This is a genomic window from Shinella zoogloeoides, assembly GCF_030733845.1.
Taxonomy (GTDB): Bacteria; Pseudomonadota; Alphaproteobacteria; order Rhizobiales; family Rhizobiaceae; genus Shinella; species Shinella zoogloeoides_C.
This window is the reverse complement of the sequence record NZ_CP132311.1, coordinates 1831696-1847724: the sequence shown is the minus strand read 5'-3', so window position 1 is coordinate 1847724 and position 16029 is coordinate 1831696. Positions and strand designations below refer to the sequence as shown.

Here is a 16029-nt window from a genome sequence, read left to right as displayed (position 1 = left end):
TGCGGCAGCTTGCGCGGCGGTACTTTTGGCTTCGACCACGGCGCGGGCCGACGAGCTGCTGGAAAGCTACAATGCCTATATCGGCCAGGATGATCTCTACAATTCCAGCAACGAGCGCCTGACCCAGCCCTGGCAGGTCATCCGGCAGGACCGTGCCAACGTGCACCGCTTCGGCGTTCGCCAGCCCGGCGACGATGTCGACGGTTTCTTCGCCTCCGCCCGCAACCGCGACCTTGCCGAGCGCATGATCCGCAACGGCCGGGTCGAGGGCAGCGCGGCCCGCAAGCTGCTCAACGGCGACGTGCGCGTCTACGTGGAAATCTGGCGCGGCGCGGGAGGCGATTATATCAATATCTCCGTGGACTAGGCGCGGACTTGCCGCTGCAATCGCGCTGGTGGCGGGCATGCCTGCGGCCGGCGCGGCCGACCCTGACCTTACGGCCCGCCTCAGGCTCCTGGTGGAGGCCTATCCCGAAAGCCTCTCCGGCGTTGAGGGCAATGCGCTCGTCTTCAGCGACGGCGGGCCGCCGATCGAGATCGACGACGGCAAGGCCAAGGACCACCAGGCCGCGCTTGCCGGCGGCGATATCGAGGACAGCCTCCAGCAGACCTATCCGCTCGGTGCCTGCGACCTGAAGCCGGCGGTCGATGCCGATCCCGGCCGTATCCGCAGCGATGCGCTGATGATGCGGCTTTACGGGGCGTCGGCGAAGGCCGTGGAAGCCGATCTCGTGCCGGTAAAATGGTTCGGCACGACCTTGCGCGTGACGAAGCGGCAGGGCGCGGCGGCGGCATTGGAAAAGGTGCGGGACGAGCTTGCGGCAAGGCCGGCGCTGAAACGCTATCTCGCCCCGTCCGCCGGCACGTTCAACTGGCGCAAGGTTTCGGGCGCCAGGAACATGTCGGTGCACAGTTTCGGCGCCGCCTTCGACCTCAACACGAAGTACGCGGATTACTGGATCTGGTCCGGCGGCAAGCCCGGCAAGGTGCCGAACTATGCCAACAAATATCCGCTGGAGATTGTCGAGATATTCGAGCGGCACGGATATGTCTGGGGCGGGCGCTGGTATCACTACGACACCATGCATTTCGAATACCGCCCCGAACTGATCGCCATCGCAAAGGCGGCAGGCGCTTCGGCCTGCCGCTGAAGTGGTCGTCCGTTCAGTCGCGAACGATGACCGTCGCGCCCGTCGTCACCTGCGCATAGAGGTGTTCGACGTCCTCGTTCGCCATGCGGATGCAGCCGGAGGATTGCGCCTTGCCGAGCGAGGACGGCTGGTTGGTGCCGTGGATGCGGTAGATGGTCGAGCCGAGATAGATGGCGCGCGAGCCGAGAGGATTGTCCAGGCCGCCCTTCATCGAGACCGGCAGGATCTTGCCTTTCTTCGCCTCGCGGGCGCGCATGTCTTCCGGCGGCGTCCAGGTCGGCCATTCGGTCTTGCGCGTCACCTTTTCCGAGCCGGTCCAGATGAAGCCTTCGCGGCCGACGCTGACGGCGTATTTCATGGCGAGGCCGGAGCCGAGAACGTGGTAGAGGCGGCGCTCGGAATTGTCGACGATGATCGTGCCGGGCGCGATGTTCTCACCAAAGGCGACGAGTTCGCGGGCGATGGGTGCGCGGGAGACGGCGGCGATCTTCTTTTCCGATTTCACCGGCTTGCCGCCGGAGAGCACCTGCAGCCAGCCGGTCTTCTGCGCGGAAGAGGAAAGCGATGCGACCTCGATCGGATCGACGGCATTGTCTGCGGCGAAGGCGGTGCCTGCGGTGGAAAGAAGGCCTGCGAGGAGGGCGATGGCGAGCTTGTTCATGTGTCCTGTCCCTGTCTGAAGGGCCGGTGCGTTCATACCCGGCGTCGTGTTCTGATGGGGACTTTCTAGGACAGGGCCGCCGGCCGCGATGTTCCGGCGGGAACAGGCCGTCAGAAGGGCTGAATCCAGACGAGGCTGCTCAGCATCAGGACGGCGATCATCGTCATTTCAAGAAATCCGGTTTGCATGGCATGCTCCTCCTTTGCCACGAAAACGCTTGAAGCCGGTCACGGTTCCGCCGGATTTGGCAGGGGCGTAAATTTCGTTACCGAAACGCAAAACGGCGCCGCAAGGGCGCCGTTTTCGGGACGATTCGGTCTGCCTATTTCCGGTAGATCAGCCAGCTCTTGGCGAAATCCTTCTTCATGCCGTCCTCGAAGGCCATGGTGCGGTTGCGGCCGCCGTTCTTGGCGCAATAAAGGGCGATGTCGGCCTTGGAATAGAGTTCGCCGGGGCCTTCCGCCCAGGAGGCCATGCAGAAGCCGAGCGAGATGGTGATCGGGCCGTAGTTGACGCCGGTCTTGGAATTCTTGAACGGCGTGTGCTCCAGCGCAATGCGGATGCGCTCGGCGATCGCCATCGCCTCTTCCTCGGTATTGCCTTCCACGATCATCGCGAACTCCTCGCCGCCGGTGCGGGCGACCAGGATGTCCTTGCGCACATTGGCGCGGATCAGGCTGCCGACGGAGGCGAGGATCTTGTCGCCGACCGGATGACCGTAGGTGTCGTTGATCTTCTTGAAATGGTCGATATCGGCCAGGATCAGCGCGGTGACGTTGTGCGACATCGTCGAATTGTAGATGGCCGAGAGCTTGTCGTCGAAGGCGCGGCGGTTGGAAAGCTGCGTCAGCGAATCGGTGTTGGCGATGCGCTTGTACTCGTCGAGCTCCTTGCGCACGTTCTCCATCTCGCGCGACTTCTGCGTGACGTTCTCCACCATCTCCTTGCCCTGGGAGATGCTGTCGCCGGTCGCTTCCGTCAGCACGCCGATGACGCTCTTGATGATGTCGACGCTGGTGGCGTTCTTGCTGGTGATGCGCACGAAGGTCTCGTCGAGCAGCCGGTTGTAGCTTTCGAGCGAGGTCTGCTCCTGCTTGAGAAGGCGCAGCAGGCCTTCAAGCTCCCCGACGATCTTCGAATGCACGCCGTCGATCGAGGTCGCGCCGTGGTGATGGCCGAAATACTGTTCGCCGATCTCGTCGAGCTCTTCCTGCGAGGCCTTGCTGCCGAGGGCCGCCAGTTCACGCGTCAGCTTGGGGTTCGAGCCGATATAGGCCTCGTAGAACAGCTCATAGTTCCGCGGGATGGGAGAGACACCCATTATGCGCATCGCATAGGTCACCTGGGCCGCGATATCCGGCACCTGGACCTTTTGCGCAACTGCCGTGTTCATATCGGCTGCTCCTGATTTTCCGTGTTGGCTCCCATCCCGTAAAATAGTGCGCAAAAGATTTGGGAATGATTAACGGTTGTGTGTTCCGTAAGGGAAAGCGGAAAGAAAAAAGGCCGCAAATCCAATGATCTGCGGCCCCGACGGTTGAATATTCAAAAAGCCTGTCTCAACCCGGCATAATCATTTTTTCGGGGCGCACAACCTCGTCGAATTCCTCATTGGTGACGTAGCCGCCGCCGACGGCTTCCTCGCGGAGCGTCGTGCCGTTCTTGTGCGCGGTCTTGGCGATCTTGGCGGCGTTGTCGTAGCCGATCTTCGGGGCGAGCGCCGTGACGAGCATCAGCGAGCGGTCGAGCGCCGCCTTGATGTTGTCCTCGCGCGCCTCGATGCCCACGACGCAATTGTCGGTGAAGGAGATCGCGGCGTCGGACAGGAGCTGGACGGACTGCAGGAAGTTGTAGGCCATCAGCGGGTTGAAGACGTTCAGTTCGAAATGGCCCTGGCTGCCGGCGAAGGTCAGCGAGGCATGGTTGCCGAAGACCTGGGCGCAGACCTGGGTGAGGGCTTCGCACTGGGTCGGGTTCACCTTGCCGGGCATGATGGACGAGCCGGGCTCGTTTTCCGGCAGGGCCAGTTCGCCGAGGCCGGAGCGCGGGCCGGAGCCGAGGAAGCGGATGTCGTTGGCGATCTTGAAGAGGGCGGCGGCGGCGGCATTGATCGCGCCGTGCGAGAAGACCATCGAATCGTGCGCGGCGAGCGCCTCGAACTTGTTCGGCGCGGTCTTGAAGGCGATGCCGGTGATGGCGGCGATGTGGTCGGCGACCTTTTCGGCAAAGCCGACGGGGGCGTTGAGGCCGGTGCCGACGGCGGTGCCGCCCTGGGCGAGCTCGCACAGGCCGGGCAGGGTCAGCTCGATGCGCTTGATCGAGGAGGCGACCTGCGCGGCATAGCCGGAGAATTCCTGGCCGAGGGTCAGCGGGGTGGCGTCCTGCGTGTGCGTGCGGCCGATCTTGATGATGTGTTCGAAGGCCTTGACCTTGGCTTCGAGCGCGGCGTGCAGGTGCTTCAGCGCCGGCAGCAGGTCGTGCACGATGCGCTCGGCGCAGGCGATGTGCATGGCCGTCGGATAGGTGTCGTTCGACGACTGGCTCATGTTGACATGGTCGTTCGGGTGCACCGGCTTCTTGGAGCCCATGACGCCGCCGAGCATTTCGATCGCCCGGTTGGAGATCACCTCGTTGGCGTTCATGTTCGACTGGGTGCCCGAGCCGGTCTGCCAGACGACGAGCGGGAAGTGGTCGTTCAGCTTGCCGTCGATGACTTCCTGCGCGGCGTCCGTGATGGCCTTGGCAAGGTCGGCGTCGAGGCGGCCGAGTTCCATGTTGGCGCGGGCGGCGGCCTGCTTGACGATGCCGAGCGCGCGCACGACCGACAGCGGCTGCTTTTCCCAGCCGATCTTGAAGTTGCCGAGCGAGCGCTGGGCCTGCGCGCCCCAATAGCGGCTGTTGTCCACTTCGATGGGGCCGAATGTATCCGTTTCCGTGCGCGTCGATGTCATTGTGCTTCCCGCTTTAAAGCCCATGCCTTCGTCCTGCCGCCGGCGATGCCGCCGCATGGGGCGCGGCAGGCCGGGCGAGCGCGGGCGTTTTGGGGAGGCCCGCGCTGGCGCGAAATCGCGCAAATCTCTGGCCCATCTGCGACCCGGTTGCAAGCGCGGAATGCCCGCCGGAGACGAGACTTTCGGTTAAAATCGATTAGGCGTCGGAGCCGTCGGCGCATGGCCGGCAGGGGCGCCTTTGCGGTTGTGCCTTTTCCATCACAACCCCCGGCTCATTTTTTCTGCATTTTTTTCGCGGCGCCGATCGGAAACCTGGCGGAAAGCAAAAAATCCGCGTCGATTCAAATTTTTACGCGGCTTCATCCGTCATGCCTGCCAGGCTCCGACATAACGGTTTCGTGCGGTTGCGGAGGGTTGGCGGGGAGGGGCGTTTCCTTTTCATTCACCATCCTTTCCTATAACTTACCGGCCTGCTGGTTCGGGCGCCGCCAGAGACCGCGATGTGCGGTTCATACGGGGAATGGAATATATATGAAGCTGACAAAGACTGCCGTGCTGGCCGCCGCGCTGGCTGTTTCCTGCGCCACGATCACGCTCCATGCCGCGCCCGCCAATGCCATCACGCTGATGGATTTCATCCGCGGCGGCAAGAAGAAGGAACCGAAGCGCGAGGAGCTTCCGGGCGTCGACAACGGCTTTTCGATGCCGGGCGCGGAGACGAAGCAGGCGGCAAAGCCGCTGCCGCGCGTCACCGGCCCGCGCTACTACGCCTACAAGGCCGACGCCCTGAAGCGCGTCGCCGTCGACAAGCTGGCCGATCCGGTCGTGACCAGTTCGATTTCCGCCGACGTCGCGCCGGCCGGCGATGCCGGTATCCGCGCCGCCTTTTCGACCGTGAACGTGCGCGCCACCCCGGACGCTGCCAAGGCGGTCGAGACGTTCTATGGCGGGCAGAAGAAGTTCGTCTGGATCGACGGCACCGGCATCAGCGAGAAGGCGAAGACCGCGATCGCGGTGCTGGCCGATGCCGCGACCGTCGGCCTCGATCCCTGGGACTATGCGGTGAAGATACCGTCCGACCACTTCGACGGCATCGACATCAACCAACGCTACAGCGAGCTTGCGACCTTCGAGATCGCGCTCTCCTCGGCCGTCGCGACCTATGTGCAGGACGCCGTGCGCGGTCGCATCGATCCCAACCGGATTTCCGGCTATCACGACTTCAAGCGCAAGGACGTCAACCTCGTCGCGGCGCTGAAGAACGTCGCGCTCAGCGGCAACGTCAAGGCCTATCTGGAAAGCCGCTCGCCGGCCAGCGGCGACTTCCAGGCGCTGAAGGCCGAGCTTGCCAGGCTCAAGGCGGAGACCGGAAGCGAGGACCGGGTGGTGATCCCCGACGGTACGCTGCTGAAGCCCGGCCAGAGCAATCCCGAGCTTGCCAATATCGTCAAGGGCATCGTCAAGCACGGTTCCGACGCGTTGAAGACCGACCATTCGGTGACGATCGCGACCTATCAGGGCACACCGGACTACACGCCGGAGCTGGTCGCCCTCGTCGAAGCCTTCCAGAAGGAAAACGGCCTGAAGCCGGACGGCGTCGTCGGCAAGGCCTCGATCCGCAAGCTGGTGGGCGGCGATTCCGTCGCCGACAAGATCGCCAAGGTCGAGGTGGCGCTGGAGCAGGCGCGGTGGCTGCCGGTCGATCTCGGCGCGCGTCACGTCTTCATCAACCAGCCGGCTTTCCAGGTCTATTATTACGAGGACGGCGCCGAAAAGCTCTCGATGCGCACGGTCGTCGGTTCGAAGTCGAACCAGACCTATTTCTTCCAGGACCGCGTGCAGACCGTCGAGGTCAATCCATACTGGGGCGTGCCGCAGTCGATCATCATCAACGAGATGCTGCCGAAGCTCAGGAACGACCCGTCCTATCTCGACCGCATGGGATACGAGGTGGCTGTCGGCGGGCGCGCCGTGCCGTCGTCTTCGGTCAACTGGTACGGTTCGACGGCCGGCGTTTCCGTGCGCCAGCCCCCGAGCGGCGACAATGCGCTGGGTGAGTTGAAGATCCTCTTCCCGAACAGCCATGCCATCTACATGCACGACACGCCCTCCAAGAGCTTCTTCAAGAAGGACATGCGGGCACTGAGCCACGGCTGCGTGCGTCTTGCCGAGCCGCGCAAGATGGCGGCGGCGGTGCTGGGCGTAACGGAAGAAGACGTCGGCAAGGAGATCGCGGGCGGCCGCAACAAGGCGCTGAGCGTCAAGGCGGACATCCCGATCTACGTTGCCTACTTCACCGCATGGCCGAACAAGGACGGCAAGGTCGAATATTTCGACGACGTCTACGCGCGTGACGACTACATGCGCAAGGCGTTCACCGCGACGCGCACGGCGCGGCAGGTACAGGGCTGACCGCTCAGCCCCAGGTCAGCGGATCCAGCCTGAGATAGAAGGCGAGGCGCTCCCGATCGGGCGCCTCGATTTCCAACGTGGAAAAGAGGATGTCGAAGGCTTCCTTCGCCTCTTCCTCGTTCGACCAGCTTTCCCCGGCATTGGCGAGCATCAGCGCGAGATCGGAATAGCGATCCGCCACGCCGACGCGGCCGAGATCGATCAGGCCCGTGCAGCGCAGCGTTGCGGGATCGACCATGAAATTCGGCAGGCACGGATCGCCATGGCAGACGACGAGGCTGGCTGCCTCCTGCGCCAGCCGTAGCGGCAATTCCGCTTCCACGCGATTCAGCAAATCCCGCCCCGGCATGGCCTTGTCTTCGTCCGGCAGGAAATCCCGGTTCACCGCACCGCGCGCCACGACGTCTGCGGCCCGCGCGAACATCGTGGAGAGGTGTTTGCCGAAAGGGCAGTCGTCGGCGGGAAGCGCATGCACGGCGGCAAGGTGTTCGCTCATCGAGCGCCAGGCCTTCATGAGATCCGGGCCGGAAAGGGTCACGGCCGGAACGCCGGGGATGGCGCTCATGATCAGGCAGGCGCCGTTTCCGTTCTCGTGCCATGCGACCGGCTCGGGGCAGGCGATGCCCTTGCCGGCGAGCCAGACCAGACGCTCCCGCTCGCCGGCCAGTTCGCCGGCGCGCGCGCCCTGAGCCAGCTTGGCATAGCGGCGCCCGTCATCGCTGCGCAAGATACGGTCGCCGGATTCGCCCTCATGGACCGGCGTCCAACCGGACCGGATGTCGAGCAGCGTTTCCATCCAGTCCAAAGTGCGCTCCTTGTCGTTCAGCGGGCGAGCAGGCGCTCCACCAGATCGGGGGTCAGTTCGTCGAAATGGGTGATGACGTGGCTCGGTTCAAGCTCGGCGACCGGTACGTCCGAATAGCCGAAGGGCACGCCGATCGAGGGCACGCCGGCATTGCGGGCGACGAGCATGTCGTTGAGGCTGTCGCCGACCATCACCGTGCGCCTGGGGTCGGCCTCGGCAAGGCGGACCGTGCCGAAGAGGTGTTCGGCATCCGGCTTGCGCACGGCAAAGGTGTCGCCGCCGGTGATGGCGGAAAAGCGGTCCGTGAAGCCGAGGCCATCGATGAGGCGGCGGGCAAGGCCCTCCAGCTTGTTGGTGCAGACGGCGAGCCGGTACCCGGCGCCGGACAGCCGGTCCATGGCGTCGGCAAGGCCCGGGAAGGGCGCCGAGACGCCCGGCATGCCGTCGGAATAATGCTCGACGAACGCGCCGAGCATGCGCTGGAGATCGCTGTCGGAAATGTCGCGGCCGCGCAGCGCGAAGGCGCGCTTGATCATGACCTGGCCGCCATGGCCGACGAGATAGGTAAGGTCGCCGTAGCCGACCGGTTCCAGGCCTTCCAGGCCGATCGTGTGGTTGAGGCTCGCCACGAGATCGTGCGCCGTATCGATGAGTGTACCGTCGAGATCGAAGACAACGAGAGAAGCGGACATGGGCAAACCTTGCGGGGAGAGGAGGGAGGAGACTTCTCCGGTATGCGATGCCGCCGGCATTTGCAATCGGCTTTCGCGTCGCGGGGATACGGCGATTTTGGCTTTCGTTTGCCATTCAGGGCGTGTAAGTGTCTCACCGGAAATCCGGCCGCCTGCGCCGGTTCGCACTCTTTCAAGGAGCTTGGGGGCATGGACGCCCGGGAAATGAAGATCAAGGCCGCCGAGGCCGCGCTCGCCCATGTGGAAGACGGTATGCGGCTGGGAATCGGCACCGGGTCGACCGCCGAGGAATTCGTACGGCTGCTGGCGGAAAAGGTGGCCGAGGGCCTGCGCGTCGAGGGCGTGCCGACCTCCGAGCGCACGGCGCGGCTCTGCGTCGAACTCGGCGTGCCGCTGAAGTCGCTCGACGAACTGCCGGAGCTCGACCTCACCATCGACGGCGCCGACGAGGTGGACGGCCGGCTGCGGCTGATCAAGGGCGGCGGCGGCGCGCTGCTGCGCGAAAAGATTGTCGCCAGCGCCTCCGCCCGCATGATCGTCATTGCCGACGAGACCAAGGTTGTCGAGACCCTGGGCGCCTTCAAGCTGCCGATCGAGGTCAATCCGTTCGGCCTCGTCTCGACCCGCATCGCCATCGAGAAGGCGGCCTCGCGCCTCGGCCTTTCCGGCGGCATCGCGCTGCGCACTTCCGGCGACGGCACCTTCACCACGGATGGCGGACACTACATTCTCGACGCATCTTTTGGCCGCATTCCTGATGCAGATGCGCTCGCAAGCAACCTCAATGATATACCGGGTGTCGTCGAACACGGCCTCTTCATCAATATGGCGTCGCTTGCCATCATCGCGGGACCCGCTGGTGCGCGCACGCTGACGGCGAAAGAATAGACAGGAGCACAGACCGACATGATCAAATTTGCTGGTTTCGGCCGGACCCTCGCGGTGACCCTTATCGTTTCGGCAGGCCTTGCCGGTGCCGCCAAGGCACAGGACGTCACGGACGAGCAGATCAAGACCGCCCGCGGCGCCATCGACGCCATCGGCGCGACGAGCCGTTTCGACGACATCCTGCCGGGCCTTGCCGCCCGCGTGAAGGCGACGCTGGTACAGGCGTCCCCGAACCACGAGGCCGAAATCAACACGGTCGTCGACGAGCAGGCGCTTGCGCTCGCGCCGCGTCGCGCCGACCTCGAGAAGGAAGCGGCGACCATCTACGCCAAGACCTTCACGCAGGACGAGCTCAAGGCCATCGCCGAGTTCTACAACTCCGCCGTCGGCAAGAAGCTGCTGGCGGACGGCCCGATCGCCACGCGCGAAGTCATGAAGGCCGCCGAAATCTGGGCCACCGGCGTCGACCGCGACCTGCGCGCGGAAAGCGGCAAGAAGCTCGACGCGATGATCGGCACTCCCGCCGCCGATGGCGGCGCGACGCAGCCGCAGCAGTAACGATGAACGAAAAGGCGGCCAATGGCCGCCTTTTTCAATTGTAGCCCTGCTATCGCCGGCGGCAGGCGCGCCATCCCGCGGGCAAGCCTAGCCAAGGTGGCATCCCGGCCTTTTCCTTTTTGCCGCGCTGTTCCTATATGTGTCGGGCCTGCCGACGGATTCGCCGGCGGGTTACCGTCAGACGGCCGCCCGGCCAGCCTTGCCCGCAGGAGATCACGACATGACGACATTCGACTATGACCTCTTCGTCATCGGCGGGGGCTCCGGCGGCGTGCGCAGCGCTCGTCTTGCCGCCAGCATGGGCAAGAAGGTGGCTATCGCGGAAGAGTTCCGGTTCGGTGGCACCTGCGTGATCCGCGGCTGCGTGCCGAAGAAGCTCTACGTCTACGCCTCGCAGTTCCACGAGCATTTCGAGGACGCGGCGGGCTTCGGCTGGCAGGTCGGCGAAACGCGCTTCGACTGGCAGGCGCTCGTCGCCGCCAAGGAGAAGGAGATCACGCGCCTCGAAGGCCTCTACCGTAAGGGGCTGGAAAATTCCGGCGCATCGATCCTTGCCACGCGCGCCGTGCTCGTCGGGCCGAACACGCTCCGGCTGACCGCGACCGACGAGCTGGTGACGGCCGAGCGCATCCTGATCGCCGTCGGTGGCCACCCGACGCCGCATGTCGATCTTCCCGGTCACGATCTCTGCATCACCTCGAACGAGGCGTTCGACCTGCCGGAGATGCCGAAATCCATCCTGATCTCGGGCGGCGGCTACATCGCCGTCGAGTTCGCCAACATCTTCCACGGCCTCGGCGTCGAGACGACGCTGATCTATCGCGGCAAGCAGATCCTGTCGCGCTTCGACCAGGACATGCGCCAGGGCGTGCAGGCCGCGATGATCGCCAAGGGCATCCGCGTCATCTGCGAGGACATCATCACCAGCGTCGCTGAAGCCGAGAACGGGCGCCGGAAGGTGACGACCAAGGCGGGAGAGACGCTCACCGTCGACCAGGTCATGCTGGCGCTCGGCCGCGTGCCGAACACCGGCAGCCTCGGGCTGGAGACGGCAGGCGTCAAGATGAACGAGCGGGGTGCGATCCTCGTCGACGACTATTCGCGCACCAACGTGCCGGGCATTTTCGCGCTCGGCGACGTAACGGACCGCGTGCAGCTCACGCCGGTCGCCATCCACGAGGCGATGTGCTTCATCGAGACGGAGTTCCGCGGCAATCCGGTCTCGCCGGACCATGACCTCATCGCCACCGCCGTCTTCTCGCAGCCGGAGATCGGCACGGTGGGCCTCAGCGAGGAGGAGGCGGCGAAAAAGTTCGACGACCTCGAAATCTACCGCGCCGAGTTCCGCCCGATGAAGGCGACGCTTTCGGGGCGGCAGGAGAAGACGATCATGAAGCTCGTCGTCAACGCGGCTGACCGGAAGGTGGTGGGCGCGCATATCCTCGGCCATGAGGCCGGCGAGATGGCGCAGCTCCTCGGCATTTCGCTGAAGGCCGGCGTCACCAAGGACGATTTCGACCGCACCATGGCGGTGCATCCGACAGCCTCGGAAGAGCTGGTGACCATGTACCAGCCGAGCTACCGCGTGCGGAACGGCCAGCGCGTCTGACGCCGGTTTTCCTCATGCCGGCGCATGACGCAAACGGGGCAGTCTTGGCTGGAAGTTCGGCTATGCAAGAACCATCTAACGGTTTATAAGCCCGCATCTTCAAAACGGAGGGGCGTTCGCTGTTCGGCGGGCGTTTCAGGACAGGTGAGTATCATGGCACAGAATTGGACCCCGAGCAGCTGGCGGCAGAAGGCCATTCAGCAGGTTCCGGATTATCCGGATCTCGCCGCACTGGCGGCGACCGAAGAGCGCCTCGCGAAGTTTCCGCCGCTCGTCTTCGCCGGCGAGGCACGACGCCTCAAGAGCGCGCTGGCGAACGTGGCCGAAGGCAAGGGCTTCCTGCTGCAGGGCGGCGACTGCGCCGAAAGCTTCGCCGAACACGGCGCCGATACGATCCGCGACTTCTTCCGCGCCTTCCTCCAGATGGCCGTGGTGCTGACCTTCGGCGCCCAGCAGCCGGTCGTGAAGGTCGGCCGCATCGCCGGCCAGTTCGCCAAGCCCCGTTCCTCGGGCATCGAGAAGCAGGGCGACGTGACGCTGCCCTCCTACCGCGGCGACATCATCAACGGCATCGAATTCACGGAAGAAGCCCGCGTGCCGAATCCGGAGCGCCAGATCATGGCCTACCGCCAGTCGGCTGCGACGCTGAACCTGCTGCGCGCCTTCGCGATGGGCGGCTATGCCAACCTCGAGAACGTCAACCAGTGGATGCTCGGCTTCGTCAAGGATTCGCCGCAGGCCGAGCGCTACCGCAAGCTCGCCGACCGCATTTCCGAGACCATGGACTTCATGAAGGCCATCGGCATCACGGCGGAAAACCATCCGAACCTGCGCGAGACGGATTTCTTCACCAGCCATGAGGCGCTGCTGCTCGGCTACGAGCAGGCGCTGACCCGCGTCGATTCGACCTCGGGCGACTGGTACGCGACCTCGGGCCACATGATCTGGATCGGCGACCGCACGCGCCAGCCCGACCATGCGCATATCGAATATTGCCGCGGCATCAAGAACCCGATCGGTCTCAAGTGCGGTCCGTCGCTGACCGGCGACGGCCTCTTGGAGCTGATCGACCTCCTGAACCCGCAGAACGAGGCCGGCCGCCTGACGCTGATTTGCCGTTTCGGCCACGACAAGGTGGCGGAAAACCTGCCGCGCCTCATCCGCGCCGTCGAGCGGGAAGGCAAGAAGGTCGTCTGGTCCTGCGATCCGATGCACGGCAACACGATCACGCTCAACAACTACAAGACCCGCCCCTTCGAGCGGATCCTGTCGGAAGTCGAGAGCTTCTTCCAGATCCACCGCGCCGAAGGCACGCATCCGGGCGGCATCCATATCGAGATGACCGGCAACGACGTGACGGAATGCACGGGCGGCGCGCGGGCGCTGTCGGGCGACGATCTCGCCGACCGCTACCACACGCATTGCGATCCGCGCCTCAACGCCGACCAGGCGCTCGAGCTCGCCTTCCTTCTTGCCGAGCGCATGAAGGGCGGCCGCGACGAGAAGCGCATGGTGGTGAACGGCTGATCGCCTTTCGTTCACGCTTCGGTTCCGTAAATTAGCGGGACTGATGCATGCATTCAGGAATGTGAATTTGACAGGACCGGGCCGGCTGGCAAAGCTGGCCCGGTTTTGTTTTGGGGGGATATATGAGCGAAGAACATACCGGGCATTGCCTTTGCGGCGCCGTGCGTTTCCGCACCGTTGGGCCGTTGCGCGAGGTCATCGCCTGTCATTGCAGCCAGTGCCGCCGGCAGACCGGACATTTCTACGCCGCGACCAATGTGCGCGACGAGGGGCTGACCGTCGAGGGCGGGGAGAACGTCACCTGGTATCGGGCGAGCGATGCGGCTGGCCGCGGCTTCTGCCGCACCTGCGGCTCCGCGCTGTTCTGGAAGGGCGACAATACCGACTATACGTCGATCATGGCCGGCACCTTCGACCAGCCGACCGGGCTGAAGATCGGCATGCATATCTATTGCGCCGACAAGGGCGACTACTACGAGATCGACGACGGCGCGCCGCAGTTCGCCGAGAACAGGTGATCGGCTACTGGACGAGGGCCGGCCGCTGGCAGACGACGCCCGTCACCCGCACGTCCGCCTCGCCGATCCTGACGCCGACGACCAGCAGCAGATTGTAGAGCAGTTCGTCGATGGCCGGCGTCACGGTCGTCAGCGTCGAGGCGAGCGCCTTGGCGACGAGTTCCGTGCCGATGGGCAGGCCGAGAAGGTTGATCTCGACATCGAGATCGCCCAGCAGGGTCTTGATGGCGGAGGTCAGCGTATCGCGGGTCGAGACCGTCTTGATCGTCTTGGCGGCGATCTCCGTCGGCGTATAGGTGAGGCGGGTCTTGTCAAGGTTCTTCACCTCGCCATGGGCGAAGGCATCGATGTGGATGAGGGCGGAATCGACGATGCGGGCCTTCTGCACGCGCGGATCCTCGGAAAAGTCGGAGAGGACGGAGGGATCGACCTTGCCGATGGCGAGCTCGGCAATGCCAGGTACCGCATCCACCGCGACATTGGCATTGGACGGCGTGGCGCCGAGGCAGCGGATATCGGCGAGCTTCGCCTCGGACGCCGCGATCTCCACATAGAGCGGCAGCTTGATGCGCAGGCCCGCAAGGGCGGCCAGGCCATTGATGCCGATCTCCACGGAAAGCCGCGTCTGGGCGCTGCGCACCGCGCTGCCGGGCGCGCCGAGCCGATGCGACGGCGTTTCGACCGGCGGTTCGCCGATGGCGAGATTGACCGTCACCGTGGCAAGGCCGGGGATGTTGAGACCGGTATCGAGCGCCACCTGCTTGCTGCCGTTGGCAAGGCTTGCGGCGGTGGCCACCATCTGCATCACGTTTGCCGACATCTGCCAGTCGCTGCCGGCGTTCACCGCGACACCTTTCTTGGGATCGATGTTGAGGATGCGCGCAAGCGGCAGCTTGACCTTGCTGCCCGCCGTTGCCTGCTCGATGGCGTGCAGTGCCGACCGGACGGGGCCTGACAGGCCCTCCACGGCCTGCATGGAGGCAAGAAGCTGCGGCATGGTGATGCCGGCATTCAGCACGTCCTCATAGGTCGCGGCGGTCAGGTTCAGGTTGGTGGCGACCGCCTTGAGGAACGGCTGGACCGAGATGTCGGCATCGACGAGCGCCTGGTAGTCCATCACCTTGAGCGAAAGGCTGGTGCCGAGCAATTTCCCGAGCAGCGCGTTGAGGACACCCTCGTTGAGGCTCGCAAGGCGCGTGCCGATGGAAAAGGCGGCGAGCTTCGTGCGGGAGGCCGAACCTGTGGCGGAAAGCAGCGGCGGTTCCGGCAGGATCATCGAGGCGAGGAAGAGATCGGCGCGGCGCGAGAGCTTTACACGCGCAGCGTCCGCATCCGCGCCCGCCGGCTTGAAGCGGTCTTCCGGCGCGAGTTCCGGATCGGCGACATAGCGGCCACGCTCGACGCTTGCGGTGGCGACGGTCGCCTTGAGATGAATGGGCGTGATGGCCGGTATCGCCACGCCGTCCTTGCCGGTGACGGTCACGGGAAGCTTGTTCAGCGCGAAATAGGTCGCGGCCGCCTTTTCCGCTTCCACCACGCTGGAGGCGGCGGCGATGGCGGCAAGGTCCGCCGATGCCTGCAATTCGCGCTGCTGCACCGTCAGGTAGCCATAGTCGACGCCGAGCGCGAGCGAGAAGACCATCAGGGGCAGGGTGAGGGCGGCGAGCGTGCCGATATTGCCGTGCCGGTCGGTGACGAGGCGCACGCGCTTCATGTCACAGCCCTCCCACGCGCACGGTGGCGTAACGTTCGATCTTCTCCTGCGGCAGGGCGAAGGTGAAGAGCTTCCAGATCGGCAGGTCGCTGGAATCGTAGGAGATCGTCACCGTGAACTGTTCGGGATTGCCGGGATCGTCGGTGACGATCACCTGCATCTTGGCACGGTTGATGAAGGAATAGTCGAGACGGGAGGCATCGAGGTAGCGGTTGACCAGCGTGACGCGCTCGTCGGGATTGAGCCCGGCAACGGCCGTGCGCGCCGCATCGGCGGCGATCTGCTGCACCGAATGGGTGACGGAGAGATAGATGCCGTAGGCGATCAGCGTGAAGAGGGCGAGGAAGAACAGCGGCGCCACGATGGCGAATTCCAGCGCCGACGTGCCGGCGCGATCTTTCGACAGGCGGGTAAGGACGTGCATGGCATCTCCTCCTTCTGACCGGCAAGGCTTGCCCGCATCCGGAATGTGGATGCACGTTTATCGTGCGCCGAGAGTCTTAATTTCTCCTATAGATTGATTTTATCAACGGTTCGCCTAGC

At 64.5% G+C, this 16029-nt stretch carries 15 protein-coding genes; 8 read left to right on the top strand and 7 right to left on the bottom strand.

Going from position 1 to position 16029, the window contains the following annotated elements; all coding sequences use genetic code 11:
• The first annotated feature begins 25 nt into the window (after nt 1–25).
• Both Q9316_RS10255 and Q9316_RS10250 read left to right on the top strand, forming a co-directional pair.
• Nucleotides 26–367, top strand: a complete 342-nt coding sequence (locus Q9316_RS10255) for a hypothetical protein (protein WP_306035061.1) — start codon at nt 26–28, stop codon at nt 365–367.
• A gap of 37 nt (nt 368–404) precedes the next feature.
• A complete protein-coding gene (locus Q9316_RS10250; protein WP_306035060.1) occupies nt 405–1151 on the top strand; it encodes a M15 family metallopeptidase in 747 nt (248 codons plus the stop codon).
• 13 nt (nt 1152–1164) lie between these two features.
• On the opposite strand, the gene Q9316_RS10245 is transcribed toward Q9316_RS10250, so the two are convergent.
• The 3 genes from Q9316_RS10245 to fumC form a co-directional block, all read right to left on the bottom strand.
• On the bottom strand, nt 1165–1812 hold the full coding sequence (locus Q9316_RS10245; RefSeq protein ID WP_306035059.1) for a L,D-transpeptidase: 648 nt from the start codon (nt 1810–1812) through the stop codon (nt 1165–1167).
• A 322-nt stretch (nt 1813–2134) separates the two neighbouring features.
• Entirely contained in the window at nt 2135–3205 is a 1071-nt protein-coding gene (locus Q9316_RS10240; RefSeq protein WP_306035058.1) for a GGDEF domain-containing protein, read from the bottom strand.
• 166 nt (nt 3206–3371) lie between these two features.
• A complete protein-coding gene (fumC, locus tag Q9316_RS10235; RefSeq protein WP_371877983.1) occupies nt 3372–4820 on the bottom strand; it encodes a class II fumarate hydratase in 1449 nt (482 codons plus the stop codon).
• Between the two features lie 474 nt (nt 4821–5294).
• Here fumC and Q9316_RS10230 point away from each other — a divergent pair, with 474 nt between their 5' ends.
• A complete protein-coding gene (locus Q9316_RS10230) occupies nt 5295–7175 on the top strand; it encodes a L,D-transpeptidase family protein (protein WP_306035056.1) in 1881 nt (626 codons plus the stop codon).
• 4 nt (nt 7176–7179) lie between these two features.
• Here Q9316_RS10230 and Q9316_RS10225 read toward each other — a convergent pair whose 3' ends face one another.
• Nucleotides 7180–7971, bottom strand: a complete 792-nt coding sequence (locus tag Q9316_RS10225) for an APH(3'') family aminoglycoside O-phosphotransferase (RefSeq protein ID WP_306035270.1) — start codon at nt 7969–7971, stop codon at nt 7180–7182.
• Between the two features lie 26 nt (nt 7972–7997).
• Nucleotides 7998–8672, bottom strand: a complete 675-nt coding sequence (locus Q9316_RS10220; protein WP_306035055.1) for an HAD family hydrolase — start codon at nt 8670–8672, stop codon at nt 7998–8000.
• Nucleotides 8673–8861: 189 nt separating this feature from the next.
• On the opposite strand from Q9316_RS10220, the gene rpiA reads away from it, so the two are divergent.
• The 5 genes from rpiA (at nt 8862) to Q9316_RS10195 (ending at nt 13772) form a co-directional block, all read left to right on the top strand.
• Nucleotides 8862–9560, top strand: a complete 699-nt coding sequence (rpiA, locus tag Q9316_RS10215) for a ribose-5-phosphate isomerase RpiA (RefSeq protein WP_306035054.1) — start codon at nt 8862–8864, stop codon at nt 9558–9560.
• Nucleotides 9561–9578: 18 nt separating this feature from the next.
• Complete coding sequence (locus Q9316_RS10210) at nt 9579–10118, top strand: DUF2059 domain-containing protein (RefSeq protein ID WP_306035053.1); 540 nt, start codon at nt 9579–9581, stop codon at nt 10116–10118.
• Between the two features lie 220 nt (nt 10119–10338).
• Nucleotides 10339–11727, top strand: coding sequence for a glutathione-disulfide reductase (gene gor / locus Q9316_RS10205; protein ID WP_306035052.1), 1389 nt, complete (start codon nt 10339–10341; stop codon nt 11725–11727).
• 153 nt (nt 11728–11880) lie between these two features.
• Entirely contained in the window at nt 11881–13254 is a 1374-nt protein-coding gene (locus Q9316_RS10200; protein ID WP_226918817.1) for a class II 3-deoxy-7-phosphoheptulonate synthase, read from the top strand.
• Between the two features lie 122 nt (nt 13255–13376).
• Nucleotides 13377–13772, top strand: a complete 396-nt coding sequence (locus Q9316_RS10195; RefSeq protein WP_306035051.1) for a GFA family protein — start codon at nt 13377–13379, stop codon at nt 13770–13772.
• 4 nt (nt 13773–13776) lie between these two features.
• Here Q9316_RS10195 and Q9316_RS10190 read toward each other — a convergent pair whose 3' ends face one another.
• Both Q9316_RS10190 and Q9316_RS10185 read right to left on the bottom strand, forming a co-directional pair.
• Nucleotides 13777–15486, bottom strand: a complete 1710-nt coding sequence (locus tag Q9316_RS10190) for a pilus assembly protein TadG-related protein (protein WP_306035050.1) — start codon at nt 15484–15486, stop codon at nt 13777–13779.
• A gap of 1 nt (nt 15487) precedes the next feature.
• On the bottom strand, nt 15488–15910 hold the full coding sequence (locus Q9316_RS10185; protein ID WP_306035049.1) for a TadE/TadG family type IV pilus assembly protein: 423 nt from the start codon (nt 15908–15910) through the stop codon (nt 15488–15490).
• Nucleotides 15911–16029: the final 119 nt, after the last annotated feature.